Origin of the sequence: Roseivivax sp. THAF197b, assembly GCF_009363255.1 — a bacterium.
GTDB lineage: Bacteria > Pseudomonadota > Alphaproteobacteria > Rhodobacterales > Rhodobacteraceae > Roseivivax.
Window position 1 is genome coordinate 3,667,205 of sequence record NZ_CP045318.1, and the last position, 26,177, is coordinate 3,693,381.

Consider the following 26,177-nt stretch of genomic DNA (forward strand, 5'->3'; position numbering starts at 1 on the left):
CCTTCCATGTCCGAGACACCCAAATTGACCGACCGTACCGCGCTCGAGGCGCATCGCGCGCGCGCCCGCCGGAACCCCGCATTGTTCCTGCAGGAGGCCGCAGCCGACGATATCAAGGATCGTCTCGCCGTGGTTAACAGGACGTTTACCGCGCCCGCCATCGTGACGACCGAGCCCGCGCTCTGGCAAAGCCGCATCCCCGGCGCGACCTGCGTTCCCGACGCGCCTGTCCTGCAACTGGAAGAGGGCGCGCATGACCTGTTGATCCACGCGCTTGCGCTGCATTGGGCCGATGATCCGGTGGGTCAGCTCATCCAGTGTCGGCGGGCCTTGAAGCCCGACGGGCTGTTCCTCGGTGTGGCCTTTGGCGGCCAGACCCTGACGGAATTGCGCGCGGCGCTCGGGCAGGCCGAGATCGAGGTGACGGGCGGGCTCAGCCCGCGTGTGGCGCCGATGGCCGATATCCGCGATCTGGGCGCGCTCTTGCAGCGGGCGGGTCTTGCTCTTCCGGTGGCAGACGCGGCCCCCCTGCGTGTCAGCTACGAAAGCGCGCTGCACCTGATGCGCGACCTGCGCGCCATGGGCGAGACGAATGCGCTTGAGGGCCGGGTGCGGCATTTCAGCCGACGCGCGATCTTCCTGCGCGCCGCCGAGCTATATGCACAGACCAGCACAACGGAGGACGGGCGCGTCCTTGCGACCTATGAATTGGTCACGCTGACGGGCTGGTCGCCCGATGACAGCCAGCCGCAACCCCTGCGCCCCGGCTCCGCGACAACCCGGCTTGCCGATGCGCTTGGAACGTCGGAAACCAAGCTCAAAGATTGACCCCTGCGCGGGAGAGGTTACTTAGACCAAAAATTACAACCGTTCTAAATCGAAGGGTCTGCTCATGCTCGATGCGACGAAGTCCGCGGTGCGCCCGCCGCATTCACCGGCGGATCACCCGAAGGTTCCTGCCTACAAGGTTGGGATTCTGGTCTCCAATCTCGGCACGCCCGACAATTACGATTACTGGTCGATGCGCCGGTATCTGAACGAATTCCTCTCGGACCGACGGGTGATCGACTATTCGCCTTGGCTCTGGCAGCCGCTCCTGCAGCTCATCATCCTGACCAAGCGGCCCTTCTCGTCGGGCGAGGCCTACAAGTCGATCTGGAACGAAGAGCAGGGCGAAAGCCCGCTGATGACCATCACCAAGGATCAGACCGCCAAGATCCGCGCGCAGATGCAGGCCCAGTATGGCGACCGCGTCATGGTCGATTTCTGCATGCGCTACGGCAATCCTTCCACGAAGTCCAAGGTCCGCGAGATGGTCGATGCCGGCTGCCGCCAGATCCTGTTCTTCCCGCTTTATCCGCATTACGCGGGCGCCACCTCGGCCACGGCCAATGACCAGTTCTTCCGCGCATTGATGGAGGAGAAGTGGCAGCCGACCGCGCGCACGGTCGATCCCTATTACGAGCATCCGAAATACATCGAGGCCTTGGCCCAGTCGATCGAGCGCGCCTATGCCAAGATGGAGACGCGGCCCGACATCCTCGTCTGTTCCTATCACGGCGTGCCGAAGCGCTACCTGATGGAGGGGGATCCCTACCATTGCCAATGCGCCAAGACCACGCGCATGCTGAAGGAACGGCTGGGCTGGGACGACACGGAGATCACCACGACCTTCCAGTCCCGCTTCGGGCCGGAGGAATGGCTGAAGCCCTACACCGTGGAAGAAGTCGCGCGCCTGGCCGAGGAAGACGGCAAGAAGAACATCGCCGTCTGCGCGCCCGCCTTCTCGGCCGACTGCATCGAAACGCTCGAAGAGATCAACGAAGAGATCAAGGAAAGCTTCGAGGAGGCGGGTGGCGAGCATTTCACCTACATCCCCTGCCTCAACGATGACGATGCGCATATCGACGCGCTCTGCACCGTGATCAACGAAAATCTCGCAGGCTGGGTGATGGAGCCTGCCGACGCGAAAGCGCACGCGGGCTGAGATCAGGGCGCCCGGCGGCGGATGCAAATCTGCCGCCCGGCCGCTGACCGACACGCTCATCAAGTTTCGGTCATAAAGCTTGGAAGCGGGCGCTCCGCCTCTTTACCTTGAAAGGGTAAGGAGGCCGCCCGTGGACAGCATTCTTCCCAAGATCGGCAAGCGTTTCGCGCAATGGCTGGCTGAGCAGCAGCGCGAGCAGGATTGGTCTGTCCCGTCCGACTTCGCGCTTCTGCGCCAGACCCTGCGCCCCGGCGATGTCCTCTTGGTCGAGGGTCAGGCCCGCGTTTCCACCGCGATCAAGTACCTCACTCAATCCACCTGGTCACATGCCGCGCTGTATACCGGGCCCATCCCCGGACGCATGGATCCTGACGGCACCGCGCACGAGCTGGTGGAAGCGGTGGTCGAGGCGGGCTGCATCTCGGTGCCCCTGTCGAAATATCGCGATTACCACACGCGGATTTGCCGACCTGTCGGGCTGAACAGCGAGGAACGGCAGCGCGTTGTCGACTTCATGATCGGCAAGATTGGCCTGTCCTACGATCTGCGCAATATCTTCGATCTGATGCGCTACTTCATCCCGACCCCACCGGTCCCGGTGCCATGGCGGCGGCGCATGCTGTCCCTGGGATCAGGCGATCCGACGCGGGCGATCTGTTCGTCGCTCATCGCCCAGGCGTTCCAGTCCGTGCAATATCCGATCCTGCCACGGATCGAGACGCTGGAAGGCACGCATGCGGCGCGGGAAATCCTGCATATTCGCCATCACAGCCTGTTTGCGCCGCGGGACTTCGACATCTCGCCATATTTCGAGATCGTGAAACCGCACCTTGCGCGGGGCTTCGATCATCATGCCGTGGAATGGGCTGATCACCCGGCGGCGAATCCCTCTTCACCGCGGTGATGCCCTTTGCGCAAAAGAAAAGGCGGCGCCGAAGCACCGCCTTTCCCGTAACAGTATCGAAGCTATCAGTCGTTGTGCGCGACAGCTGCTGCGACGAGCGCGAGCAGGATCAGCGGAACGATGATGGCTGCCGAGGAGGACTGCTGCTCAGTCTCTTCGACGATCACGACGGGCTCCATGACCACGTCGTCTTTTGCGTAGGAACCGGCCATTGCGGACGTGCCAGCAGCGGCGATGGCGGCGGCGAGTGCGAGTTTCTTCATAATTATCCTCCAGATAACTGCCCACGCGAAAAAGACACGGGGCACCCAAGACTAAACCTCGTGAGTCGTTCTAAGCAGCTTCATAATGGGAATGCAAATGCAACGTAGACGACGGAAAAGGCCAACTGACCGAATGTCGTCAAATTAGCAACACCTGCGTGCCCACATTGGCCATCTCGTAAAGCTCTTCGATGTGCTGGTTATAAAGGCCGATACAACCATTGGAGGAACGGCGACCGATCTTGCGGGTATCGTGGGTGCCGTGGATCCGGTAATAGGTCCAGCTGAGATGCAGCGCGCGCGTTCCAAGCGGGTTGTCCGGGCCGGGGCCGACATAGTCTGGCCATTCGGGACTACGCTGCTTCATCGAAGGCGTGGGGCGCCAATCGGGCTCGGGATCCTTCAGCGTGACGCGGGTCCGGCCGCGACGCGTCAGATCTTCGGTCAGCGGCACGGAGGTCGGGTAGAGCTTGTAGACCGACTCGTCCTCGGACCAGTAATGCAGCGCCCGGCTCTGGATATCGACGAGGATGGCGCCGTTGTTCAGGTTCGAGAAGTAGGGCTGCCAGTCGAGCGTGCGGAAGCTCGAGACGTTGCGGCGAACCACGGTGGACAGGTCGCGCTCCACCTCGGTGGTGCCTGCGCCGTTCACGCTTTGGGCAAGGGCCGGGGCAGCCAGCGTCGTGGCGACGCCGCCGAGAACGAAGGCGCGGCGGGAGGTGCGATGCTTCGTAGGGTTTTTCATAGGGTAACTCCGTCAGCGGATAATCAGTTACGTTGCAAATATGGCGCGGATGCCGCAGTCACAAATCAAACCCGCGTGGGGCGGCAAACACACGCCGATGTGGGTTTGATTAGCCACGCCGCTTAATCTAAGCGTTTTCTGGCTCTTTTTGAAGGATAGGGACTTGTGATGATCCGCGTTACGCATCTGATGGCCGTTCTCGCGCTCGGCGCTTTGGCCGCTTGCGGGCCTCCGCCGCCGCCGGCCGAGCCGCAATTGGGTCCCGATGGACTGCCCTTGCCGACCCTGTACCGAATCAATGCAGGCGATCAGAACCGCATCGAGATCCGCATGCTCGACTCGGTCAACGCCCTGCGCGCAGAAGCAGGTGTGCCGCAATTGCAGTACAATTCGGCGCTGAATGCTGCCGCGGCCACTCATTCCCGCGATATGTCGGTGCAGAATCGCCCCTGGCATTTCGGCTCGGACGGCTCCTCGCCGGTCGATCGCGTGCGCCGCGTCGGCTATAGCGGCGAGCTGAAGGGCGAGGCGATCTCGGAAACCTACGAGACCGAGTTGCAGACCCTTGCCGCCTGGATGGACGACCCCGCAACACGCGGCGTGATCCTGTCGCCCGAGGCCCGCGATATGGGCTTTTCGTGGTTCCAGGAAAACAATGGCAAGATCTGGTGGACCCTGATCACCGGCGGCCCCGAGAGCGTGGACAGCGCGGCCCCGGTCCTGTCCTCCTCCGGTACGCTCGACGCGGCCGACACGCTCTGAGCTCCGACATCTGCCGCGATGCGCCTTGCCTCGGACAGGCGCGCCGTGGCCCTGTCACGACCGGACCGGAAATACCTCCAGAGAGCGCGAGAGACAGCGTCTCTCGCAGGCGCCGTCCCGGCTCGATGCCGGGGCGGCGTCTTCCCCAAAGATCTTAAGGCAGGATCACGATGGGCGTGCCATCCTTCACCATGGCGTAGACGTCTTCCATCTCGCGATTCTTCACGGCGATGCAGCCCCAGGTCCAGTCGGAGCGGGGATGTGCCTTGCTGCCCTTGGGCGGGCCGCCATGAATGAAGATGTCGCCGCCCGGCGATTCGCCCAGCGCCAGCGCCTCCGCGATATCGCGCTCGTTCGGGTAGGAAATCCCGAGCGACAGGTGAAACCGCGAATTCGGATTGCGCTTGTCGATGGTGTAGACGCCCTCGGGCGTTTTCCCGTCGCCTTCGATCTGCTTGTCGCCCACGGGCGCGAAGCCGAGCCCGACCGGATAGGTCTTCAGCACCTTGCTGTGATGCAGCAGATGCATCCGCCGGTCGCTTTTGTCCACGATGACCTGCGTCACCTCGGGACCGCTATATGTCCTGAATTTGCTGCTGCATCCCTGGAGCCCGAAAGCCAGGATGCAGACGCCGATAAGCCTGATGAGTGTCACTGTTCTGCCCGTTCTTTTCTTGGCAGATTAGCCCATGTTCACGGATCCGCGAAGGGCCTGTTTACGGGCGATCACGCGGCGGTGACTCCCGCTCGGTGAGCCGTGCTTCGATCGCTTCGAGCCGTTGCAGCACCTGATCGCGGTAGCTGTCGGTGGCGGCATTGGCCTCCTCCGCATGGGCGTCCTGCATCGAGTTGACGATGAGACCCACGACAAGGTTCACCACCGCGAAGGTCGTGACCAGGATGAACGGCACGAAGAACGCCCAGGCATAGGGATAGACCTCCATCACCGGGCGAACGATGCCCATGGACCAGGATTCGAGCGTCATGATCTGGAATAGCGAATAGGCCGACCGGCCGAGCGTGCCAAACCATTCCTCGAATTGGGCGGCCTGTTCGGGCGTGCAGGGCGGACAGCCCATCCCGAAGAGCTTTGTTGCCATGACGGCCCCGATATAGAAGATCAGCGTCATCAGCAGAAAGACCGACGCCATGCCCGGCAGCGCGGTCAGAAAGCCTTCGACCACGCGGCGCAGACGGGGCATCACCGAGACCACGCGCAAGACCCGCAGGATCCTGAGCGCCCGCAGCACCGACAGTGTCTGCGAGCCGGGTACGAGCGACAGCCCGACAATGACGAAGTCGAAGATGTTCCAGCCCGAACGGAAGAACCGCCCGCCATGGGCGATGAGCTTCGCGATGATCTCGATCACGAAGATCGACAGGCACGCAATGTCGAGCGCACGGATCAGCGTGCCCGCCTCGGCCATGATCGTCTCGGACGTCTCAAGCCCCAGAACGAAGGCGTTGAACAGGATCACGCCGGTGATCGCGTTGCGCGTGACATCACGGTCGAGGATGTCGGACAGGCGGGAACGGAAGGACATCAGGGCACTCACCGAAGGGTAAAGGAAGCGACAAGCTCGATATGGGTGGACCAGCGGAATTGGTCCACCACCTGCAGCCAGTCGAGGTCATAGCCCGCGCGCACCAGCGTGGCCGCATCACGGGCGAAGGTCACCGGATTGCAGGAGACATGAGCTATCTTGGCGGGCTTGGCTTGTGCCAATTCCGCGATTTGCGCCTCGGCGCCCGCGCGAGGCGGGTCGATGGCGACGGCGTCGAGCTTGGCCATGTCTTCGGCGATCAGGGGGTCACGAAAGAGATCGCGGGTCTGCGTCGTGACCGCTTTCAGCCCGCGCGACATCCGCCAGCCGTGATCGAGCGCGTCGGTCATGGCGCGCGCGCCCTCGATGGCCAGAACCTCGGAATGCTGCGCCATGGGCAAGGCAAAGGTGCCGCAGCCCGCGAACAGGTCCGCGCTGCGCTTCGCCCCCTTGGTGATTTCCAGAACCGCATCGCGCAGGGCAGCCTCGCCCTCGGGTGTGGCCTGCAGGAACGCGCCAGGCGGCGGCGTCACGGCCGCGGGGCCGAAATGCAGCACCGGCGGGCGGCGTTGCAGCGTCTCCTCGTCACCCCAGGCGATACGGGAAAGATCGTAGTCCCGCGCGATATCGGCGAGGGACGCGCGCAGCTCGCTGTCCAGCGGTTTGCCGCCCGTGACCGACACATCAAGGCCGGTCTCGGTCGTCGTGACCAGCACCGACAGTTCGCCCTTGCGGCTGCCGCCCAGCACGGCCAGCGCCTCCACCAGCGGCAAGGCGCCCGCGAGGTCGGGATGGACCAGCAGGCAATTCGGCACCGGCACGATCACGTCGGAGCGTTTCTTGTGAAAGCCCGCCAACGCGCCTTTCTTGGTGCGCCGGGCCGAGAAACTCGCGCGGCGCCGCGTCTGCGGTGGCGAGGTCACGATCGGACGAAACTCGGTCTCGAGGCCCTGGGCTGCCAGCGCGGTGCGCACGATCTCGGTCTTCCAGTTGGCGGTGAACGCCTCGGAGGCGTGCTGGAGCTGACAGCCGCCACAGCTTTTCCCATGCACGCAGGGCGGCGCAACCCGGTCGGGCGACGGTGTGACGATGCGCGGGTTCGGCATGTAGCCATTGTCGATATCGCCATCGAGCACCTCGCCCGGTAGCGTACCCGGCGCATAGACCGGCCCCGGCGCGATGCCGTCGCCAAGATGTCCGAGCCGTTCGATGATCACAGGTTGCATGGCCGCTCTCATGCCCGGAAATGCGGGCCGGGTCGAGGGGGATTGGCGCGCGCCCTACTCCGCCGCCGCGCGCGGCTCGAACCCGCCCGATTGCCGCTCCCAATAGCGCGCATAAAGCCCGCCCTTGGCCAGAAGCGCCTCATGCGTGCCTTCCTCGGCGATGCGGCCGTCGTCCAGAACCACGATCCGGTCCATGTCCGAGATGGTCGACAGCCTGTGCGCGATGGCGAGCACGGTCTTGCCCTCCATCACCCGCGTGAGCGCGTCTTGGATCGAGGCTTCGACCTCGCTGTCGAGCGCCGAGGTCGCCTCGTCGAGAATGAGGATCGGCGCGTCCTTGAGGATGGCGCGCGCCAGCGCGATGCGTTGCCGCTGACCGCCCGAAAGCTTCACGCCCCGCTCACCCAGATGCGCGTCATACCCTTCGCGCCCGTTGTGATCCTTCATGCCGGTGATGAAGTCATGCGCTTCGGCTTTCCTGGCTGCCGCCACCACCTCATCGAAACTCGCATCGGGCTTGCCGTAGCGGATATTGTCGAGCGCGGAGCGATTGAACATCGCGGTTTCCTGCGTGACCATGCCTATCTTGCGGCGCAGGCTTTCCTGCGTGACGCCCGCGATGCTTTGCCCGTCGATGCGAATCTCGCCCTCCTCGGCATCGTAAAGCCGCAGAAGCAGCGCCACGAGCGTCGATTTTCCGGCCCCCGACGCACCGACGATACCGAGCTTCTCGCCGGGCGCGACCTTCAGGTCGATATGGTCGATCCCGCCCGTGTCACGCCCATAGCGGAAGGTCAGATTGTCGAGGGTCACGCGCCCTTCATGCACCTCAAGCTCGGTGGCACCGGGCTGATCGCGCAGCGTGTGCGGCGGCGACAGGGTGCGCATGCCGTCCTCGACCTCGCCCAGGTTGGAATAGAGCGACATGAGCGTGAAACTGACCCAGCCGGTCATCTGCGCAAGCCGCAGCGAAACGGCACCCGTCGCGGCGATATCGCCCGCGGAGACGAGCCCGAGGCTCCAGTACCACAGCGAGCCACCGACCAGCAGCACGGGCAACAGCCCGGCCAGCGCCATCAGCCAGAAGCGGAACGTCACCGACACCCAGCCGAATTCCAGCGCGCGTTCACGGTATGCGCTCATCGCGTTCAGCGCCGCGCGATCCTCGTGATCGGCATGGGCGAACAGCTTCACGGTCTTGATATTGGTGATCGTGTCAACGACCTGCCCCGTGACTGTCGCCCGCGCCGCCGCCCGCGCCTTGGAGCGTTTGCGGATGCGCGGCATGAAGGCCCGGATGAAGACCGCATAGACGACGATCCACAGCATCAGCCCCAGCGCGATGCGCGCATCGACCGTGCCGAGCAGAAGCACCGCACCGATGACCGAAGCGAGAGCGAAAAGCACCGTGTGAATGGATTCGATCACCACATCCGTCAGGGCGCGTGACGTCTGCATCTCCTTTTGGGAAATGCGGCCCGCAAAGTCGTTGTCGAAGAAGGTCACCGACTGGCCCAGCGTATACCGATGCAGCCGGGACAGCACGAGGTTCAGAAGGTTCGGCTGCACCACGATGGACTGAAAGAAGGTGTTGATGCCAAGGATCACGGGCCGGGCGAGCACGAAAAACACCAGCGCGCCGATCAGGACACCGGCCTGCGCGGTGAAGACCGTGCCCGCATCGGAGGCAAGCGCCGCGTCGACCACCTGGCCCAGCATGAGCGCCGCGAAAACCTCGATGACCCCGGCCACAATGGACAGCAGCGCGGCGGCGCCGAGGACGGGCCACGCGCCTTCAAGCGTCCAGCCGAAGAACGCCATGATCGAGCGGGGCGGTGGGCCAGAGGCCGGGCGGAACGCATCGATCCATTCCGTGGGCCTGCGCCACGGGAAGGGCCGGTGGTATGGATCGCTCATTCCGCAGCCTCCTCATCCGGATCGAAACTCAGGAACCCGCCCGATTGGCGCGTCCAGAACCCGGCATATAGCCCGCCTTTCTGCAAAAGCGCGGAATGGCTGCCCTGTTCCACGATCCGGCCCTCGTCGAGGACGAGAATGCGGTCCATATGGGCGATGGTGCTCAGACGGTGGGCGATGGCGATCACCGTTTTGCCCTCCATCATGCCATAAAGCGTGTCCTGGATGGCGGCCTCAACCTCGCTGTCGAGCGCGGATGTCGCCTCATCCAGAACAAGGATGGGCGCGTCCTTGAGGATGACCCGCGCAAGCGCAATGCGCTGACGTTGCCCGCCCGAGAGCTTCACACCCCGCTCACCCACATGGGCGTCATAGCCGCGACGGCCCTCCGAATCCTCCAGATCGAGGATGAAATCATGCGCCTGTGCCTGTTTGGCGGCGGCGATCATGGCCTCTTCGCCCGCATCGGGGCGTCCATAGAGGATGTTGTCCCGGATCGAACGATGCAAAAGCGCGCTGTCCTGCTGGACCATGCCGATCTGGGCGCGCAGGCTCGCCTGCGTCACCCGCGCGATATCCTGACCGTCGATCAGTAGGCGGCCGCCCTCGGCGTCATAAAAGCGCAGCAGCAGCTTCACGAGCGTCGACTTGCCAGCCCCCGAGCGCCCGACGAGGCCGATCTTCTCGCCCGGCGCGATGGTGAGGTCGATGCGGTCAAGACCGCCCTGCCCGCGCCCGTAATGATGCGTGAGCCCGTCGAGCGTGATTTCGCCCGCCTTGAGGTCCAGCGGCTTTGCCTTCGGATCATCCACGAGGGTAACGGGCTGGGCGATGGTCTCCATCCCTTCCTGCACGATGCCGAGCTGCTGGAAGAAGTTCGTCAGTGCCCACATGATCCAGCCGGTCATGGCGTTGATCCGGAGTGTCAGTGCGACGGCGGCGGCGACAGTGCCCACCGTGGCGATGCCGATACCCCAGAACCACAGCGCGAGCCCCGTCACCCCGACGATCAGCAGACCGTTCAGCACGGCAAGCGCCACATCCATGATCGTGTAGAGCCGCATCTCGGCCTGGAAGGTCTCGCGCGTGTGCTCGATGGCTTCGCGGGCGTAGTCGAGTTCCCGGTCGTGATGCGCGAACATCTTGATGGCGTGGATGTTGGTGTAGCTGTCCACCACCCGGCCCGTCAGCTGCGAGCGCGCATTCGACGCGTTGCGCGAGGCGATCCGGATGCGCAGCACGACCCAGCGCATCAGCGTGGCATAGAGTACGAGCCAGATCAGAAGCGGCACCATCAGCCAGGGATCGGCGATGCCCAGAAGGGCCAGCGACCCGACAATATAGGCACTCGAATAAGTCAGCGCGTCGAAGATCTGGAACATCGCCTCGTTCACGGCGGAGGGCGTCTGCATGATGCGGTTGGCGATCCGGCCCGCGAAATCGTTCTCGAACCAGCCCACGGATTGGCGCAGGACGTGTTTATGCGCGCGCCAGCGCACCACGGTGCCAAGCTGCGGCATCATCGTGTTGTTCAAGAGCAGCACGTCGAGCGCCTGCAGAAGCGGCCTCAGGATCAGGATGAAGAACCCGAGCGCGATCAGGGCGACGCCGTGCTCCTGCCAGACCTGTTCCGGGCCTTTCGCAAGGATATCGACCACCCAGCCCATCGCCCAGATGAGCACCACCTCGACGCCGGCCACGATGATCGAAAGCAGCGTCGCCCAGATGAAGACCTTGTGAAACGGCCGGGTATAATCCCACAGGAAGGGCCAAAGCCGCTGCGGCGGATGATCCGCTTCGGTGTAGGGGGCAAAGGGATCGACGAGATTCTCGAAAAAACGGAACATGAGCGGAGCGGCCTTGGATAGGACTCGGGATGGATGAGGTGCGGGGTCCGAACAGCCGGTCCGCGCGTGCGAATGGGCCGGTCAGACGTGTCTGGCGGGGGTCTTTTCGCGATCCATCAAGTGGCTCCGATCTTGTGCCCTGTCTGGATAGCGGGATTTGCTGCGCGAGTCACGCTTTTGGTGCCCGCGCCAGGAGGTCGGCACGGGTCAGCCTAAAGTCCGACGCGATCCAATCCGCCTCCAGCGACTTGAGGGCCGCGCCCAGCGCCGGGCCGGAAAGCGCAGGCATGAGGTCCTGCGCCGAGATCGGCAGGGTCTGGTCCGCGCCCTTTTCCGCCACGACCAGGCTTTCGGGCGACAGCGGCTGTTCGAACAGCGCAGCACGCAAGACGAGAATGTCGCGCGCCGCCTCCGCCCCATGCCGGTAGCCCAAGGCGGCAGGCCCATCCATTGCGGAGACACCGGCGCGCAGCATCTCCAGCCTGCGGATTTGCGCCTTGGACAGGCGCAAACCCTTGCCGTCGATGTCGCCCAGCACGGCCAGGCGGCGAAGCCCATCGGCGGTCAGGCCAACCGACTGCTCGATATGGACAAGGGGCGCCAAAGCGCGCGGATCAGCGCCCGCCAGAAGCCTGCCAAGCGCGCCCGTGGCCTGCATCGCGGCAAGGGCGGGTCCGGGATCGGGCGCGCCGAGAAGCTTGAGCATCTCCGCACCGACGCGTTCGCGCGACAGACCGTCCAGACCGTCGAGATTGCGCGCAATGGCATCGAGCGCGTCCGGATCGAAGCCCCGTTCGGGATCGCCGTACCACGCGGAAAAGCGGAAGAACCGCAGCGCGCGCAGATAATCCTCGCGGATGCGGTCGCTTGCATTGCCCACAAAGCGCACATGCCGTGCCTCAAGGTCGCCCAGCCCGCCAAGCGGATCGATGACGGTGCCGGACCTGTCGGCATAAAGCGCATTCATGGTGAAATCGCGCCGCCGTGCATCCTCGGTGATATCCGCAGAAAAGCGCACGACCGCCCGGCGGCCATCGGTTTCGACATCCGCGCGGAAGGTCGTGACCTCGAAGCCTTCGCCGCCCGAGACGATGGTGATCGTCCCGTGATCGGCCCCGGTCGGAACCGCGCGCAGACCCGCCGCTTCCGCCGCGCGTGTCGTCGCCTCCGGCGTAGCATCGGTTGCGATGTCAAGATCGCTGACCGGCTGTCCGAGCAGCGCATTACGCACGCATCCGCCCACCGCGTAGGCCGCGTGCCCGGCGGCTTCCAGCGCATCGAAGACCGCCTGCGCGTCCCGGTTGCTCAGCCATGGGCCCGAGATATGCCTCATGCGGAGACCATTCGGTCCGCGAGGCCGCGCAGCACCCGCGCGGTGGCTCCCCAGATGTAATAGGGGCCGAAGGGAACCGCGTAATAATGCCGCCGCGTGCCCCGCCAGCGCCGGTATTGCACCGCGTAGCGCGACACGTCGCAGACATGGCTCAGTGGCACGGTGAAGATCTCTGCAACCTCGCCCGGTTCGGGCCGATAGCGGAAGGGTGCGGTGACGATCCCCACATGCGGCTCCATCGTGAAGCCCGTGACCGTCTCGTGCGGAGGAAGCGGGCCCAGAATGTCGACCTGGTCCGAGGGCAGGCCAATCTCTTCGCGCGCTTCGCGCAAAGCCGCGGCCTCCGTGCCCGCATCGCCCTCATCGACCTTGCCACCTGGGAAGGCGATCTGGCCCGGATGATGCTTGAGCTTTGAGGAGCGCTTGGTCAGGATGACCTGCAACGCGCCATCAGCCTCGATCACCGGAACCAAAACGCCCGCGGGACGCAGAACGCGCCCCGCAGGCAGGGTGACCTCGGGATTGAGATCATAATCGGACGATGCGGGCGTCTCCGCCGCAAGCGCGCGGCGAAGCGCTGTCAGCTGATCACTTGCCCGCATCCTCGGCCTCGAAACCGACAGTCGCGGGATCCAGTTCGTAATGCGCGCTGCAGAACTGGCAATCGGCGGTCACGATGCCGTCCTCCGTGGTCATCTTCTCGATGTCCTTGGCCGAATAGATCGAAAGCGACTGGCGCACGCGATCTTCCGAACAGGTACATCCGAAGCGCACCGGCTGGCTGTCGAAGACGCGCGGTGTTTCCTCGTGGAAGAGCCGCACGAGCAGGTCCGTGGGCGGCAGGCTGGGGCCGATCAGCTCCATTTCCTCGACCGTGTCGAGGTGGAAATTGGCGCGGCGCCAATTCTCGCCCTCATCGTCCGACAAGAGGTCCACGGCATGCAGAAGCCCGCCGTCACCCGATCCGCCTTCGCCCGTGGCAAAGGGCGACGCCTTCGGCATGTGCTGCAGCATCACACCCCCCGCGCGCCAATGCTCCGTGCCGCCCTTTTCGGTCGAGCGACCGAAGGAGAGCTGGAACCGGGTCGGCAATTGTTCGGATTGCGCGAAATAGGCCTCGGCCGCATCGGAGAGCGAGGTGCGCGAGAGCGGTGTGATCCCCTGATAGGGCTGCATGCCTTCGCCCTGATCCATCAGGATGGCGAAATAGCCCTCGCCCAGTTGATCCATTGGCGCGCCGTCGGTGATGCGGTCGGCATCATAGCTGGCATAGGCGCGGATACGGCCCGGCTCGCCCTCTTTCTCGGGCGCGTAGAAATCCGTGGCGATCATGCGCACGGGCCCTTTCGATTGCACTTGCAGTGACAGCTTCCAACGCAGCTTGATGGTCTGCCCGATCAATGCCGTCAGCAGCGCCATCTCGGCCACCAGCGCCTCGACGGCGGGCGGGTAGTCGTGCTGCTTCAGGATACCGTCCAACACACCATCGAGACGCGCGACTCGGCCGCGGATATCCGAGCTGTCGAGTTGAAACGGTAGGACGGTGTCGTCCCATGCGATCTTGGGTCCGAGAGTCATCGTACTTCCTAACTGGACGGGATAAGAGTTGGACGCTCTATATATGAGGCGTTGCGCCGCGTCCAAGGGTGTGCGGAATGCAGTGTGCACAGAGGGGATATGCAGATGATCAGACGCGTCGATGCGCCGCCGCGCGGTGATCGCAGCTACCGGCTTCGGCGCGGCGCCTATGCGGTGCTGCATCGGGACGGCGACGTGCTGCTGACGCATCAGGCCGCGCCACATCCCGAATTCCAACTGCCCGGCGGCGGGATCGATCCCGGCGAATCCCCGTTACAGGCCCTGCATCGCGAAGTGTTCGAAGAGACCGGCTGGCGCATCGGGCGCCCACGCCGCCTGGGGGCGTTCCGACGGTTCACCTACATGCCGGAATATAACCTCTGGGCCGAGAAGCTCTGCGTCGTGTATGCAGCGCGCCCCATTCTGTGCCTCGACACACCGCCGGAGCCGGAGCACAGTGCGGTCTGGATGACAGCGCGTGATGCCGCGGATGCGCTGGGCAATCCCGGCGACCGGATGTTCCTGCGGCGCCATCTGTTTTGATGCGGCTTGGCCGCGTATGTCACGGCTGGCCCTGATATTCCAGAAGGACCGCAGAGACATCGTCGGACAGGCAGGCGCCGTCCGGCATCGCCCGCATCAATCCATCATACAGATCATCCAGATATTCGGGTCCGCCCCGCGCATTCGGCATGGCGCGGATCAGATCGACGAGGCCGTCTTTGCCGAGGGCGGATTTGGTCTTCGTTTCGGCTTCGACAAAGCCATCGGAATAGATCAGCAGCCGGTCGCCCTGTTCGAGCTGCAACTCGATCATGTCGTGGGAGACGTGGTCGATCAGCCCGATCGGCAGACCGCCCCCCCCTACGAAATGCACCGATCCGTCGCGGCGTATGAGAAGCGGGTTGGGGTGGCCTGCCTGCACCATCTGCACCCGCCCCGTATCCGGGTCGAGCACGGCGTAAAGCATCGTGAAATACTCCTCCACGCCCGGATCCGCGGTTAATCTGTCGTTCAGTTCCTGCGCGACGGATTTGGGTGACCGGATCATGCATTCCGCCTCCGCGCTGTCGCCCGCTCCGCCACGGGCGGGACGGTTGTCGCCCAGATATCCCGCGATCCGGGCGGCCACCATCGACGATGCGATCCCGTGCCCGGAGACATCGATGCCATAGAGCGCGATCCGACCCTGCCCGACCGGGAACGCGCCAACGAGATCCCCGCCGACATGGCCGCATGGCTGCAAGAGCAGGCTGACCCGGACCGCCCCGAAATCGCAGCATCGCTCCGGCACCAGAGAGGCCTGGATACGGCGCGCATGCTGCAGATCCCGATCGATCGCGGAATAGGCGCATTGCAGATCATCTAGCGTGTGGGAAATGACCTCGTTCTTGGTGCTGAGTTCGCGCTGCATCCGGACGATGCGATCTGCGGCATGGATGCGCGCCCGCAATTCCTGCGCGTGAACCGGTTTGGACAGGTAATCATCCGCCCCGGCATCGAGTCCACGCGCGATTTCCGATTTCTCGCTACGCGAGCTCAGAAGGATGAAATAGGAAAAATGGGCACTGAATATTTCCCGAAACTTGCGACACAGCGCGATGCCGTCCATGCCCGGCATGATCCAATCCGACAGGACGAGGTCCGGCGCCCAGTGCTTCGCCTTCTCGAGCGCTTCGTCACCGGACCCGGCCTTGATGACATCGTAGCCCCAACGCTCGATCAGCCGGGCAAGCACCGCCAGTTGCGCGGCACTGTCGTCAACGATGAGCACCCGGCGCACCCCCCAGTGTCCACCGGACGTCAGGCGGTAACGGTCGGCGACGGCTGGCGCGCTGGGCGCCACCTGGAAGGTCAAGTCTGCGATCACGGCACTCACACGGGCAAATCTCCGTCCAATCCTTACGCGCGCATCCTTAAGATTTCCTGAAACATCGCCGAGGCACATGATCGCCCGCGTTCATCATTTCTTATGAAACGATGTTGCAGAGTACGGCACGGATCGGAGGATTCATGATCGACTGGACGCGCATCCGGGAACTGAAAGAGGAGATCGGCGCGTCAGATTTCGCAGAGGTTGCCGCGCTGTTTCTCGGCGAAATGGATGCGGAAATGCGGGCCCTACCCTCGGCACAAGGAGATGCGGCGCAGATGAGAGACAGATTGCACAGCATGAAGGGGTCTGCCTTGAATATTGGGTTCGCGCGTCTTGCCGCCCTGTGTGCGGAGGGAGAAAACCGTGCCCGGGCGGGCGATGGCCATCCCGTCGAACTTGCCGCGGTGCAAAGCGCCCTCGATCAATCGAAAGCGCTGCTGGAGACCGGTGGGATCGGCGCAATGAATGCCGCAGGATACTAGACGCGACGGTGAAGCGTCTTCAGATCCAGCGGCCCATCCTGCATCACACGCGCGCGCAGGCGCTGCATGCCGGAAATCCATGCCTCGGGGGCCTCGGCCCGCATTCGGAAATAAGCGGCGGTTTCAGGATGAGGCAAGATCAGGAAAAGATCATCCTTGATGCCCTGAACGATGCGCTGGGCCACGACATCTGCGGACAGAACACCCGGATGTGCAGGCCTGTCCTCACCTTCGTAACCAAGAAGCGGCGTTGCCACATATTGCGGACAGACAACCGATACGCGGATCCCCTGATGCCCGTGCTCGATCGCAAGCGATTGCGCAAGGCTGACCGCGGCATGCTTGGTGGCCGAATAGGCCGCATCGCCCACCTGGGACAGAAGACCTGCTGCGGATGCCACACTGACCAGCAGGCCGTCCCCCCGCGCGATCATTTCCGGCAGGACAAGGCGCGCCGCGCGCAAATGCGCCATGACATGCAGATCGAACACCTTCTGCCAGATCGCATCGGGCGCAGATGTGGGCCCGTCGGGTTCTCCATGCGCGATGCCTGCATTCGAGATCAGTGCGTCGATACGCCCTTGCCAGGCGATCGCTGTCTCGACCATCCGCTTCAGCGCAGCGGGATCGGTCACGTCGCACCCGATGCCGAGACCACCACATTGCGCAGCAACCGCCTCGGCGCCGTCCTTGTCCACGTCCACTGCAATGACCCGTGCACCGCCCGCAGCCAGAGCATGGGCCAAAGCACGTCCAATGCCTTGCGCGGCACCCGTGATGACGACGATGCGGCCGTCGATTTCCATCAGATCAGGAACTCGGCGAGAATTTCGTCCTCGGTGATGTCCTGATAGGTAAAGCCCTTCTCATCGAGATCGGCGAAGAGGCGGTCGAAATTGCGCGCATGTGTGGTCTCGATCCCGATCAGGACGGAGCCGAAATTCCGCGCGGATTTCTTGAGATACTCGAACCGCGCGATGTCATCCTCGGGGCCGAGCGTTTCAAGAAAGTCGCGCAAGGCGCCCGGGCGCTGCGGCAGACGCAGGATGAAGTACTTTTTCACGCCGGAATAGCGCTGGGCGCGTTCCTTGACCTCCGGAAGCCGCTCGAAATCGAAATTGCCGCCGGTCGACACGCAGACCACGCGCTTGCCGCGAATGGATTGGCCGAGATCCTTGAGCGCATCGACCGAAAGCGCGCCCGCGGGCTCCAACACGATGCCTTCGACATTCAACATCTCGAGGATCGTGGTGCAGAGGCGATCCTCCGGGATGGTCAGCGTGTTCGCAAGCCCCACGCCCTTGAGCCGTGCAAAGGTCCGCTCCCCGATCCGGGCGACGGCAGCGCCATCGGCGAAGGTATTGACCTTGTTGAGCGTTACCGGCTCGCCCGCGCGCAGCGCGGCATGCAATGACGCGCCCCCCGCAGGCTCCACGAAGGTCCAGTTGGGCCCATTTCCGAAGTAACTGAGCATGCCCGCAGACAATCCGCCGCCACCCACCGGCAGGATGATGTGGTCCGGCGGGCTGCCCATTTCCTCCTCGATCTCGTGAGCGACCGTGCCCTGCCCTTCGATCACGTCGTCATCGTCGAAAGGGGACAGGAAATGCCCCCCCGCTTCGGTGCAATAGGTCTGCGCGGCGCGCAAACAATCGTCGAAATAATCGCCGACCATGCGCAGCTCGACCGCATCACCGCCGAACATCCGCGTTTTCTGAATTTTCTGCTGCGGCGTGGTCACGGGCATGAAGATCACGCCCTTCTTGCCGAAATGACGGCACATGAAGGCGACGCCCTGTGCGTGATTGCCCGCCGAGGCCGCGACGAACAGATCCTGCTCGGGGCGTTTGCGCATGGCATTGAAGGCGCCGCGCAACTTGTAGGAGCGAACGGGGCTCAGATCCTCACGCTTGAGCCAGATATCCGCGCCGTAGATGTCCGACAGATGCGCGTTGCGCAGCAGCGGCGTCGCCGGGAAGACGGCGCGCATTTCCTCGGCCGCTTTCCGAACCAGTTGTCTGAAATCATCCATGTGCCATTGGTGTCCGATGGGTCGCGGCAAGGCAAGCGGTCACTCGATGGGGCGACCTTGCACGTAATGGCCGAAAAGCGTCGTCAGGATCGAGGCGGAAACCAGGGTGACAAACCAGTTCAACACGATGAACAGGACGTTTCCGAGATCGGGCGAGATCGCCGAGACGACGAAGACCGGCAGTTGAATCACGAATGCCGCGAACACACCGATGAACGCGAGCGCAATCGCGGTGCCGGTCTGGCCTTCCGTGGCCGACCAGACATCACGGAAACCGACCGGTTGGCCCATCGCGGCCGCAGGCAAAGCGGGCGCCAATCGAAAGCCCATCACGATGGCGAGGAACAATGCCGCGAAACCCGCGAAGACGGACAGGATCGGGGCGATCGCGACCAGCAGGGTGACGGGCACCATGATGGCCAACGTGATCGCGAGGACAATCGCGACGGATCGCCAGAAATAGTTGAAGATCGCGCCCCCGTGGAATTGCGGCAGCCAGCCCGCGGGATATTCCTCGAGGAGGACAAAGCGATGCCAGGCGACCGCGATCCAGAGCGTCACCACGCTTTGAAGCAGGACGGCGAAGAACAAGGTGCTCAGTTCCTCCGGCGCCATTTGCGTGACGTCGCCTTCGACGCCGTTGGGCGACGTGCCCGACCCCAGGAAAATCACCTGCACGACCGCATATGCCGCATAAAGCGCGCCGGAGATACGCAAAGCGTCCCATCGGTTCCGCCAGACAAGCCGGACGGAATGCGAGAAGATGTCCCAAGCTTTCATGATACGCGCATCCTTCGGTCGAAATCCGGTCTTGGCTAGCATGGCGCCCCGTCGCCGCCTAGTGACCACCGCTTGCCCGTGCGCGGGAAACCCGGTAAGCGCCGCGGAAACGCAACGCGATCGGGGATTTCGACCATGTCTCAGCCGAAAAAAGTCGTTCTGGCCTATTCCGGGGGCCTCGATACGTCGATCATCCTGAAATGGCTTCAGACCGAGTATGGCTGTGAGGTCGTGACCTTCACCGCGGACTTGGGCCAGGGCGAAGAGTTGGACCCCGCGCGCGAGAAGGCCGAGATGCTGGGTATCAAGCCCGAGAACATCTTCATCGAGGATGTGCGCGAGGAATTTGTCCGCGACTTTGTCTTCCCGATGTTCCGCGCCAATGCCGTCTATGAGGGCCTCTATCTGCTTGGCACATCGATCGCGCGGCCGTTGATCTCGAAGCGCTTGATCGAAATCGCGGCGGAAACCGGTGCCGATGCTGTCGCTCACGGCGCGACCGGCAAGGGCAACGATCAGGTCCGCTTCGAATTGGCGGCTTACGCGCTCAACCCCGACATCAAGGTCATCGCGCCTTGGCGCCTTTGGGATCTGACCTCGCGCACGAAGCTTTTGGACTTCGCGGAGAAGAACCAGATCCCGATTGCAAAGGACAAGCGGGGCGAAGCGCCGTTTTCGGTGGATGCGAACCTGTTGCACACCTCCTCCGAAGGCAAAGTGCTGGAAGATCCCGCAGAGGACGCGCCGGATTATGTCTACCAGCGCACGGTCAACCCCGAGGATGCGCCCGATCAGCCCGAATTCATCGAGATCACCTTCGAGAAGGGCGACGCGGTCGCGATCAATGGCGAAGCGATGTCGCCCGCAACCATCCTGACGCAGTTGAACGAATACGGCCGCGTTCACGGGATCGGGCGGCTGGATCTCGTCGAGGGGCGGTTCGTCGGCATGAAGTCGCGCGGCATCTACGAGACGCCCGGCGGCACCATCCTGCTCGAAGCGCATCGGGGCATCGAGCAGATCACGCTGGATCGGGGTGCGGCCCATCTCAAGGATGAGCTCATGCCGCGTTACGCCGAGTTGATTTACAACGGCTTCTGGTTCTCGCCCGAGCGCGAAATGCTGCAGGCCGCAATCGACCGGAGCCAGGAACACGTGACCGGAACGGTTCGGTTGAAGCTCTACAAGGGCCTTGCCCGGACCGTTGGCCGCTGGTCCGAGCATTCGCTCTATTCGGAGGCGCATGTGACCTTCGAGGACGACGCCGGCGCCTATGATCAAAAGGATGCGGCAGGCTTCATCCAGCTCAATGCATTGCGCCTGAAGTTGCTTGCGGCGCGCAAAAAGCGCCTCGGCGGCTGATTGCGCCCCAGCGTCACTGGTTGCGGCGCGGGTTCTTGCAACGTACCTCCCGGCAGGACCAAAACCGGGAGGCCTGACATGACATTAAGCGAACTTGCCGACATGCTGCGGCCCGGTCTGGCCCGTCACCCATTGTCCGATTCGTTAAAGTTCGATTGCGGTGAGGCCGGGGCGATCACACTTGAAGGCAGAGAGGCGCGTCTCGCTGACGAAGAGGCAGATTGCACGATCCGCATCAGCGAGCCGAACCTTGAGAAGCTGCTCAAGGGCAAGCTCAACCCGATGACCGCCTTCGCGACCGGGAAGATCAAGGTTTCGGGCGATATGAGCGTCGCCATGAAGCTGAGCAAACTCTTGGGCTAAGCCGGATCGGTCCCCGCACCGGACCAGCTTTGCGCAATTTTGCGCTTTCTTATCGAGACGCGTTGGCTGTTTCCTCATTCGCCGCCGGACCGCGCGAAGTCGGCACATCGGAGTTGCGTGCGGCAAGGATAGCCGAGATCGCATAAGCCTGATCCGGGGGCAGACCGGCCATGATGGCGGCCGCAACCTCGGGCCGCATGCGCGCGAGGAAACCCGCGGCGAAATCGGGCGCCATCTCGGTGAAAAGGGCCGCTGCGTTTTTCGGTTTCATCCGGGAATAAACCTCGGTCAGGCCTGCCACATCTGCTTCGGCAGCACCTTGGGCGAGTGAAATCGTCCGGCGCAAACGCTCTTCCGCGTCCTCAAGCGCGATCAATTGTTGTTTGACGGCCCGCTCGGAAAGTTCGAGCGCTTTTTCCCGCTTGATGATTTTCCGTTCGCGGAGTTTCAGCCGCGCCTCTTTCTGATTGAGCGCGTCGAGAAGGGTCATCGGCTCATCATCGAGCATCTCCGCCAGTTCCGCATCGGACACCTCTTCCGGCGCTTTCAGCGGCTCGGTCTCGCCCGCGGCCTGGGCGATGAAGGCATCCGCCCCCGACAAAAGCCTGAGCGTCGCCGAGGCAATCATCAGCCCTGCCAGAATTGCGAGCACGCCTGCGCGCGGCCAGCGGCGCGTTGTTCCGCGCGCGGTCATTCCGCCGCCTCCCGCCGGGGATGGCGCGCGAAGACCGGCATCGATTGCGGCGCGGGGCCCGGCGCCGGATCGGGCGGCCTTGGCGCTTGGTCCTGAAGGTCGTGCAAGGACGCGACGAGAAGTTCGAGCCTGCGTGCCGCATCCTCCGCCCTTTCTGTCACCTGGGTGAGCGACGCACTGGAAGCGCCTGCGCTTGTTTGTGCGACGGACAGCGTCTTGCGCATGTCGTCCACCTGCGCGGAGAGAACCGCAACCGCGCTTCCCATACCGCCTTCGAGGTCATGGAAGGCACGAAGCCGCCGGGAGAGAACGAAGCAATAAAATGCCGCGCCCAGCGCCCCGGCTGCCAGTAGGATATCCGCAATGAGTTGCATGCCAAGTTCCCGTCAGTTCAGTACAAATTCCATGACCAGAAGGTCGAGCATCCGATCTTCGCCAAGAACGAGCTGCAGGCGTCGGGTCAGTTGTGCCCGGATCACGAAAAGGGCGTCCTGCGCCTCGATATCCGCAGGTGTGAGCGCCCGCAGATAGCCGTTCATCACGTCGAGAATCCGCGGCTCCAAAGCCATGACATCATCTTCCGCACCCGGGATCGTCTCGATCGCGGCCTTGAAACGAAGGTGCCGCGCACCCGCATCCGGACCGAGCGACACAACCAGCGGAGACAATTGCACAAATCGAATGTCCTCCGCCGTCTGGCCTTCATACATGGCCGGTATTTCGCTGGCGTCTTTTTCCGTGGTCTCGGAAACGGGCGCCTCATCCGATCCGAAGAGAAGCCCGGAACTGACTGCATAATATCCGCCCGCGCCCCCGAGGATCGCAAGAACCACACCGGCAATCAGCGGAAGCTTACCGGATTTCTTTTTGGCAACATCCACGCCTTCCCCGGCTTCTCCGCCCTCAATGCTCGCATCCGTCATCCGTCTTCCTTTCGAGTCGCAGGACCAGATAAACGCCAATGAGCTAACCGCCTGTTAACGGGGATCGGCGATTTCTGGACGAGGCCAAAGAAATTGGCCGGGAATCAGGAGGTCGGACTTGCCCCAGCTTTTGGCGCTCTGGAACGGATTGTCGCTCGGCCGGAAAGTCGTGGTCGCATTGTCGACTGCAACCATGTTCGCCGCGGTGATCGGCCTTGCACGCATGGCGTCGCAGCCTGACATGGCGCTTCTTTATTCCGGCCTTGAACCGCAGGCCGCCGCGGATGTCATCGCTGCGATCGAGGGGCGTGGCATTCCGTTCGAGGTGCAGGGCGGGGCGATTCTCGTACCAGGCGCAGAGCGGGATGCCTTGCGGCTCACGCTCGCGGGCGACGGCCTTCCGGCGAATACGGCGCAGGGATATGAACTCCTTGATTCGCTGACGGGTTTCGGCACGACCTCGCAGATGTTCGACGCGGCCTATTGGCGCGCCAAGGAGGGAGAGCTGGCTCGCACCATTCTCGCCACACCGCAGGTTGCCTCAGCGCGCGTCCATATCGCCATTTCCGCGGCCAATCCTTTCCAGCGCGAAATCACGCCCTCTGCATCGGTTTCGGTGACGGGCGCGAATGGCGTTCTGGGCGCGGATCAGGCCCGCGCGATCCGCTATCTCGTGGCATCCGCCGTGCCGGGTTTGATGCCCGAGGATGTCTCCGTCATCGATAGCCGCGGCGGGCTCCTTGGTGCGGAGGACGCCCAGGGCATGGCCTCCGCGGAGGATCGGGCGGACGCGCTGCAAAACCGTGTGCAGCGGATCGTCGAGGCGCGGGTGGGCGCCGGAAATGCGGTGGTTGCCGTCAGTGTCGACACGGTCACCGAAAGCGAACAGATCCGCGAACGCAGGCTCGATCCGGATAGCCGTGTTGCGATCTCGTCCGACACCGAAGAGCGATCCGAGCAATCGAACAACCAGGGCGGCGGCGATGTCACCGTGGCGTCCAACCTTCCCGATGGCGAGGCAGGCGGCGGCGATTCTTCCAGCGCGCAGGAAAGCGAAACCCGGGAACGGGTGAATTACGAGGTGTCCGAAACCACCCGCGAGGTCACCCGCGCGCCGGGTGCGATCTCCCGGCTGACCGTGGCCGTCCTTGTGAATGGCGAAGTCGTCGACGGCCCCGATGGCAGCGTTTTCACGCCCCTCCCGGAGGAAGAGCAGACCGCCCTGCGCGATCTTGTCGCCTCGGCCGTGGGATTTAACGCGGAACGCGGCGATGAGATCACGATCCGGTCGATGCCCTTCAATGCGCCCGAAGGGCTGGGGACAGAGGCAATCGCACCCGGCTTCTTCGCGACCGCCGCGCTCAGCCCGATGCGCCTGATCCAACTCGGTGTTCTTGCGCTTGTCGCCTTGATCCTCGGCATGTTCGTCATCCGCCCGATCTTGGCACGCGCGGCATCCGACGTGGCAGCCTTGCCGCCACCGGCCGGCGCATCGCTTCCCGAACCCGGCGCATCCGGCCCAGCCCTTGCGTCGCAAGCGGCACCACCGCCCGAGGCAGAAACCCCATTGGTCGGTGAAATCGATATGGGGGACGGCTTCCAGCCCTTGAACGAACCCGGCGCATTCGACGCCCCCGGCTTCGCTCCGCTGGAGGATCTGTCCTCTGAAGATCCCGTCGACAGACTGCGCAACCTGATCGGTGAGCGCAAAGAAGAAACGGTGGAGATTCTGCGGAGCTGGCTTGAGGATCGCCCGGAGGAGTCGCGCTGATGCAGCTGATCGAATTTCTGACGGATTTCAACGCGACGAGCGAGATTGGACAGGCCTCGATCCGATCCCAGCAGAGTGAGGAGGCGCTTGAGAAAAGGGATCTCGAGACGTTCGACAAAGGGTATCGCGACGGCTGGGACGATGCGATGGCCGCCGTCGAGAAGGAGGGCAAGCGTCTGCACAGCGACTTCGCTCAGAACCTTCAGGACCTGTCTTTCACCTATCACGAAGCGTACGGGCAGATACTTGCGGGCATGGAGCCGTTGCTGACGCAAATCGCGAACACGATCCTGCCCGCCGCGTTCCAGGACAGCCTCGCACATCATCTGACGGATCGATTGACGGCGCATGCGCGCGCGCTCGGCGAAGCACCCGTCGAAATTGCGGTTTCACCTGCCGAACTCGCCCTCGTCGAGCCGATGGTCGACAGCGATCTGGGCTTTCCGATCAAGGTCGTGGCGGATGGAACGCTCGTGCCCGGACAAGCCGATATCCGCTTCGGCGCGCATCAAGAAGAACGGCTCGATTTGACCGAAATGGCATCCGAGATTCGCGACGCGATCACGGGTTTCAGCATCGAAACACGGAGAAGCGCACATGGATGACACAACCGCCGCACCTCGACCGAAGACTGACACACCGCTCACCCAGGTACCGATCGAGATCACCGTCTCGGTTGGGCGGGCGCGACCATTGGTGCGCGACCTGCTCAAGCTCGACGAAGGCTCCGTGCTGACCTTGGACAAATCTCTCGATGATCCGGTCGAATTGTTCGTGGGCGACCGGCTTATCGGGATCGGCGTTCTTGAAGTCGTGGAAGAAGGAGAGGCTGCGCGCCTGGCGGTCCGCCTGACCGAGGTGGCCGACATGAGTGGGCGGTCTTGAGGCAGATTTTTCCGACACGTCTCTCGGCTCAATTGCCGATATCCAGCCCAAAGCCCATCCGATCCGATGCGGCATCGCGCGACCATGGTCGCCTGTGCCAGCCCGGTCCGCGCGCGATCATTCAGGTGACATGGCGCACCGTTCTGTCGCTCCTTGTCATTCTGACAGCGGCGCCCGCTGCGGCACAAGGGATCAGCATCGACCTTGGCGGCGAAGGCGGCGGTCTCACGGCAACAAGCTTGCAGCTCATCGCATTGATCACGCTTCTGAGCCTCGCACCCGGCATCGCGATCATGATCACGTGTTTCCCCTTCATGGTCACCGTCTTCGCGATCCTGCGCCAAGCGATCGGCCTGCAGCAATCGCCCCCGAACATGCTGATCGTCAGCCTCGCTTTGTTCCTGACCTATTTCGTCATGGAGCCCGTCTTCACGGAAGCCTACGCTGTCGGGATCGAACCCCTGCTCGCGGAAGAGATCGACCTCGCAACCGCGTTCACCGCCGCGCCTGAGCCGTTTCGCGAATTCATGGCTGCCCGGGTCGACCCAGATACCTTTCGCGCCATGGCCGATCTGAGACCGGACGCGGTTGGCACGGAACGCAGCCCGGACGCGCCCCTTTCCGTCCTGATCCCGAGCTTTCTGCTGTCGGAGATCGCGCGCGCCTTCCAGATCGGCTTTCTGATCTTTCTGCCGTTTCTGATCATCGACCTCGTGGTTGCCGCAATCCTCATGTCCATGGGGATGATGATGGTCCCGCCCTCCATCGTGTCACTGCCGTTCAAACTGGCGTTTTTCGTGGTGGCCGACGGCTGGTCGTTACTGGCGGGATCGCTTGTCCGCTCCTATTTCTAAGGCAATCATGGCCCGAGGCGCCGTTGCGCATGAATGCGGTCAACGGCAA

29 protein-coding genes are annotated in these 26,177 nt (G+C 63.4%); 12 read left to right on the forward strand and 17 right to left on the reverse strand.

Translation table 11 applies throughout. The features are described from left to right. Window positions 1–6: 6 nt before the first annotated feature. The 3 genes from FIV09_RS17510 (at window position 7) to FIV09_RS17520 (ending at window position 2,891) form a co-directional block, all read left to right on the forward strand. Window positions 7–828: a methyltransferase domain-containing protein gene (locus FIV09_RS17510; RefSeq protein ID WP_152452025.1), complete on the forward strand. Its 822-nt coding sequence runs from the start codon at window positions 7–9 to the stop codon at window positions 826–828. Window positions 829–892: 64 nt separating this feature from the next. Then, a complete protein-coding gene (gene hemH / locus FIV09_RS17515; protein ID WP_152452027.1) occupies window positions 893–1,987 on the forward strand; it encodes a ferrochelatase in 1,095 nt (364 codons plus the stop codon). Between the two features lie 130 nt (window positions 1,988–2,117). Then, complete coding sequence (locus tag FIV09_RS17520) at window positions 2,118–2,891, forward strand: lipo-like protein (protein WP_152452029.1); 774 nt, start codon at window positions 2,118–2,120, stop codon at window positions 2,889–2,891. A gap of 65 nt (window positions 2,892–2,956) precedes the next feature. Here FIV09_RS17520 and FIV09_RS17525 read toward each other — a convergent pair whose 3' ends face one another. Next, window positions 2,957–3,154, reverse strand: a complete 198-nt coding sequence (locus FIV09_RS17525) for a ferrochelatase (RefSeq protein WP_152452031.1) — start codon at window positions 3,152–3,154, stop codon at window positions 2,957–2,959. Window positions 3,155–3,293: 139 nt separating this feature from the next. Beyond that, window positions 3,294–3,899, reverse strand: a complete 606-nt coding sequence (locus tag FIV09_RS17530; RefSeq protein WP_152452033.1) for a L,D-transpeptidase — start codon at window positions 3,897–3,899, stop codon at window positions 3,294–3,296. A gap of 168 nt (window positions 3,900–4,067) precedes the next feature. Here FIV09_RS17530 and FIV09_RS17535 point away from each other — a divergent pair, with 168 nt between their 5' ends. Then, on the forward strand, window positions 4,068–4,661 hold the full coding sequence (locus tag FIV09_RS17535) for a CAP domain-containing protein (protein WP_152452035.1): 594 nt from the start codon (window positions 4,068–4,070) through the stop codon (window positions 4,659–4,661). Window positions 4,662–4,815: 154 nt separating this feature from the next. On the opposite strand, the gene FIV09_RS17540 is transcribed toward FIV09_RS17535, so the two are convergent. The 8 genes from FIV09_RS17540 to FIV09_RS17575 all read right to left on the reverse strand — a co-directional run bounded on the left by FIV09_RS17540 (window position 4,816) and on the right by FIV09_RS17575 (window position 14,106). Continuing rightward, window positions 4,816–5,316, reverse strand: a complete 501-nt coding sequence (locus FIV09_RS17540) for a murein L,D-transpeptidase family protein (protein ID WP_152452037.1) — start codon at window positions 5,314–5,316, stop codon at window positions 4,816–4,818. Between the two features lie 61 nt (window positions 5,317–5,377). After that, window positions 5,378–6,205, reverse strand: coding sequence for an ion transporter (locus tag FIV09_RS17545; protein ID WP_152452039.1), 828 nt, complete (start codon window positions 6,203–6,205; stop codon window positions 5,378–5,380). An 8-nt stretch (window positions 6,206–6,213) separates the two neighbouring features. Beyond that, complete coding sequence (locus tag FIV09_RS17550) at window positions 6,214–7,431, reverse strand: class I SAM-dependent RNA methyltransferase (protein ID WP_152452040.1); 1,218 nt, start codon at window positions 7,429–7,431, stop codon at window positions 6,214–6,216. 54 nt (window positions 7,432–7,485) lie between these two features. After that, window positions 7,486–9,348 carry an ABC transporter ATP-binding protein gene (locus FIV09_RS17555; RefSeq protein ID WP_152452041.1) on the reverse strand — a complete coding sequence of 621 codons (1,863 nt, stop codon included), beginning with the start codon at window positions 9,346–9,348 and terminating at the stop codon, window positions 7,486–7,488. After that, complete coding sequence (locus FIV09_RS17560; RefSeq protein WP_152452042.1) at window positions 9,345–11,195, reverse strand: ABC transporter ATP-binding protein; 1,851 nt, start codon at window positions 11,193–11,195, stop codon at window positions 9,345–9,347. The genes FIV09_RS17555 and FIV09_RS17560 overlap by 4 nt, the downstream gene beginning before the upstream one ends. Before the next feature lie 169 nt (window positions 11,196–11,364). Further along, entirely contained in the window at window positions 11,365–12,528 is a 1,164-nt protein-coding gene (locus FIV09_RS17565) for a CCA tRNA nucleotidyltransferase (RefSeq protein WP_152452043.1), read from the reverse strand. After that, on the reverse strand, window positions 12,525–13,130 hold the full coding sequence (locus FIV09_RS17570) for a CoA pyrophosphatase (RefSeq protein ID WP_152452044.1): 606 nt from the start codon (window positions 13,128–13,130) through the stop codon (window positions 12,525–12,527). Before FIV09_RS17570 ends, FIV09_RS17565 begins: the two co-directional genes overlap by 4 nt. After that, a complete protein-coding gene (locus FIV09_RS17575; protein ID WP_152452046.1) occupies window positions 13,117–14,106 on the reverse strand; it encodes an Hsp33 family molecular chaperone HslO in 990 nt (329 codons plus the stop codon). Before FIV09_RS17575 ends, FIV09_RS17570 begins: the two co-directional genes overlap by 14 nt. A 105-nt stretch (window positions 14,107–14,211) precedes the next feature. Between FIV09_RS17575 and FIV09_RS17580 the strand changes: the two genes are divergently transcribed. Next, window positions 14,212–14,649, forward strand: a complete 438-nt coding sequence (locus FIV09_RS17580) for an NUDIX domain-containing protein (RefSeq protein WP_152452717.1) — start codon at window positions 14,212–14,214, stop codon at window positions 14,647–14,649. A 19-nt stretch (window positions 14,650–14,668) separates the two neighbouring features. Here the strand turns inward: FIV09_RS17580 and FIV09_RS17585 are convergent, their stop codons facing one another. Then, entirely contained in the window at window positions 14,669–15,985 is a 1,317-nt protein-coding gene (locus FIV09_RS17585) for a PP2C family protein-serine/threonine phosphatase (protein ID WP_371417735.1), read from the reverse strand. A 134-nt stretch (window positions 15,986–16,119) separates the two neighbouring features. Between FIV09_RS17585 and FIV09_RS17590 the strand changes: the two genes are divergently transcribed. After that, the gene (locus FIV09_RS17590) at window positions 16,120–16,464 is read left to right on the forward strand and encodes an Hpt domain-containing protein (RefSeq protein WP_172975763.1); all 345 of its coding nucleotides are present in this window, start codon (window positions 16,120–16,122) and stop codon (window positions 16,462–16,464) included. Here FIV09_RS17590 and FIV09_RS17595 read toward each other — a convergent pair. From FIV09_RS17595 to FIV09_RS17605, 3 genes are read right to left on the reverse strand one after another with little or no spacing between them, the layout of a single operon-like run. Then, window positions 16,461–17,270 carry an SDR family oxidoreductase gene (locus tag FIV09_RS17595; protein ID WP_152452052.1) on the reverse strand — a complete coding sequence of 270 codons (810 nt, stop codon included), beginning with the start codon at window positions 17,268–17,270 and terminating at the stop codon, window positions 16,461–16,463. The genes FIV09_RS17590 and FIV09_RS17595 overlap by 4 nt on opposite strands. After that, entirely contained in the window at window positions 17,270–18,496 is a 1,227-nt protein-coding gene (ilvA, locus tag FIV09_RS17600) for a threonine ammonia-lyase IlvA (RefSeq protein WP_152452054.1), read from the reverse strand. The genes FIV09_RS17595 and ilvA overlap by 1 nt, the downstream gene beginning before the upstream one ends. A 39-nt stretch (window positions 18,497–18,535) precedes the next feature. Further along, window positions 18,536–19,276: a hypothetical protein gene (locus tag FIV09_RS17605; RefSeq protein WP_152452056.1), complete on the reverse strand. Its 741-nt coding sequence runs from the start codon at window positions 19,274–19,276 to the stop codon at window positions 18,536–18,538. Window positions 19,277–19,411: 135 nt separating this feature from the next. On the opposite strand from FIV09_RS17605, the gene FIV09_RS17610 reads away from it, so the two are divergent. Together FIV09_RS17610 and FIV09_RS17615 are read left to right on the forward strand one after the other, a co-directional pair. After that, on the forward strand, window positions 19,412–20,638 hold the full coding sequence (locus FIV09_RS17610) for an argininosuccinate synthase (RefSeq protein ID WP_152452058.1): 1,227 nt from the start codon (window positions 19,412–19,414) through the stop codon (window positions 20,636–20,638). A 78-nt stretch (window positions 20,639–20,716) separates the two neighbouring features. Continuing rightward, entirely contained in the window at window positions 20,717–21,001 is a 285-nt protein-coding gene (locus FIV09_RS17615; protein ID WP_152452060.1) for an SCP2 sterol-binding domain-containing protein, read from the forward strand. 49 nt (window positions 21,002–21,050) lie between these two features. On the opposite strand, the gene FIV09_RS17620 is transcribed toward FIV09_RS17615, so the two are convergent. From FIV09_RS17620 to fliL, 3 genes are read right to left on the reverse strand one after another with little or no spacing between them, the layout of a single operon-like run. Next, window positions 21,051–21,695, reverse strand: a complete 645-nt coding sequence (locus FIV09_RS17620; RefSeq protein ID WP_152452062.1) for a MotE family protein — start codon at window positions 21,693–21,695, stop codon at window positions 21,051–21,053. Next, window positions 21,692–22,069, reverse strand: coding sequence for a hypothetical protein (locus FIV09_RS17625; RefSeq protein ID WP_152452064.1), 378 nt, complete (start codon window positions 22,067–22,069; stop codon window positions 21,692–21,694). Before FIV09_RS17625 ends, FIV09_RS17620 begins: the two co-directional genes overlap by 4 nt. Before the next feature lie 12 nt (window positions 22,070–22,081). Continuing rightward, entirely contained in the window at window positions 22,082–22,618 is a 537-nt protein-coding gene (gene fliL / locus FIV09_RS17630; protein ID WP_152452066.1) for a flagellar basal body-associated protein FliL, read from the reverse strand. A 118-nt stretch (window positions 22,619–22,736) separates the two neighbouring features. On the opposite strand from fliL, the gene fliF reads away from it, so the two are divergent. The 4 genes from fliF (at window position 22,737) to fliP (ending at window position 26,128) form a co-directional block, all read left to right on the forward strand. Beyond that, the gene (gene fliF / locus FIV09_RS17635; RefSeq protein ID WP_152452068.1) at window positions 22,737–24,389 is read left to right on the forward strand and encodes a flagellar basal-body MS-ring/collar protein FliF; all 1,653 of its coding nucleotides are present in this window, start codon (window positions 22,737–22,739) and stop codon (window positions 24,387–24,389) included. Then, window positions 24,389–24,994: an ABC transporter ATP-binding protein gene (locus FIV09_RS17640; RefSeq protein ID WP_152452070.1), complete on the forward strand. Its 606-nt coding sequence runs from the start codon at window positions 24,389–24,391 to the stop codon at window positions 24,992–24,994. The genes fliF and FIV09_RS17640 overlap by 1 nt, the downstream gene beginning before the upstream one ends. After that, window positions 24,987–25,274, forward strand: coding sequence for a FliM/FliN family flagellar motor switch protein (locus FIV09_RS17645; RefSeq protein WP_152452072.1), 288 nt, complete (start codon window positions 24,987–24,989; stop codon window positions 25,272–25,274). Before FIV09_RS17640 ends, FIV09_RS17645 begins: the two co-directional genes overlap by 8 nt. Before the next feature lie 125 nt (window positions 25,275–25,399). After that, window positions 25,400–26,128, forward strand: a complete 729-nt coding sequence (gene fliP, locus FIV09_RS17650; RefSeq protein ID WP_371417736.1) for a flagellar type III secretion system pore protein FliP — start codon at window positions 25,400–25,402, stop codon at window positions 26,126–26,128. Window positions 26,129–26,177 lie beyond the last annotated feature (49 nt).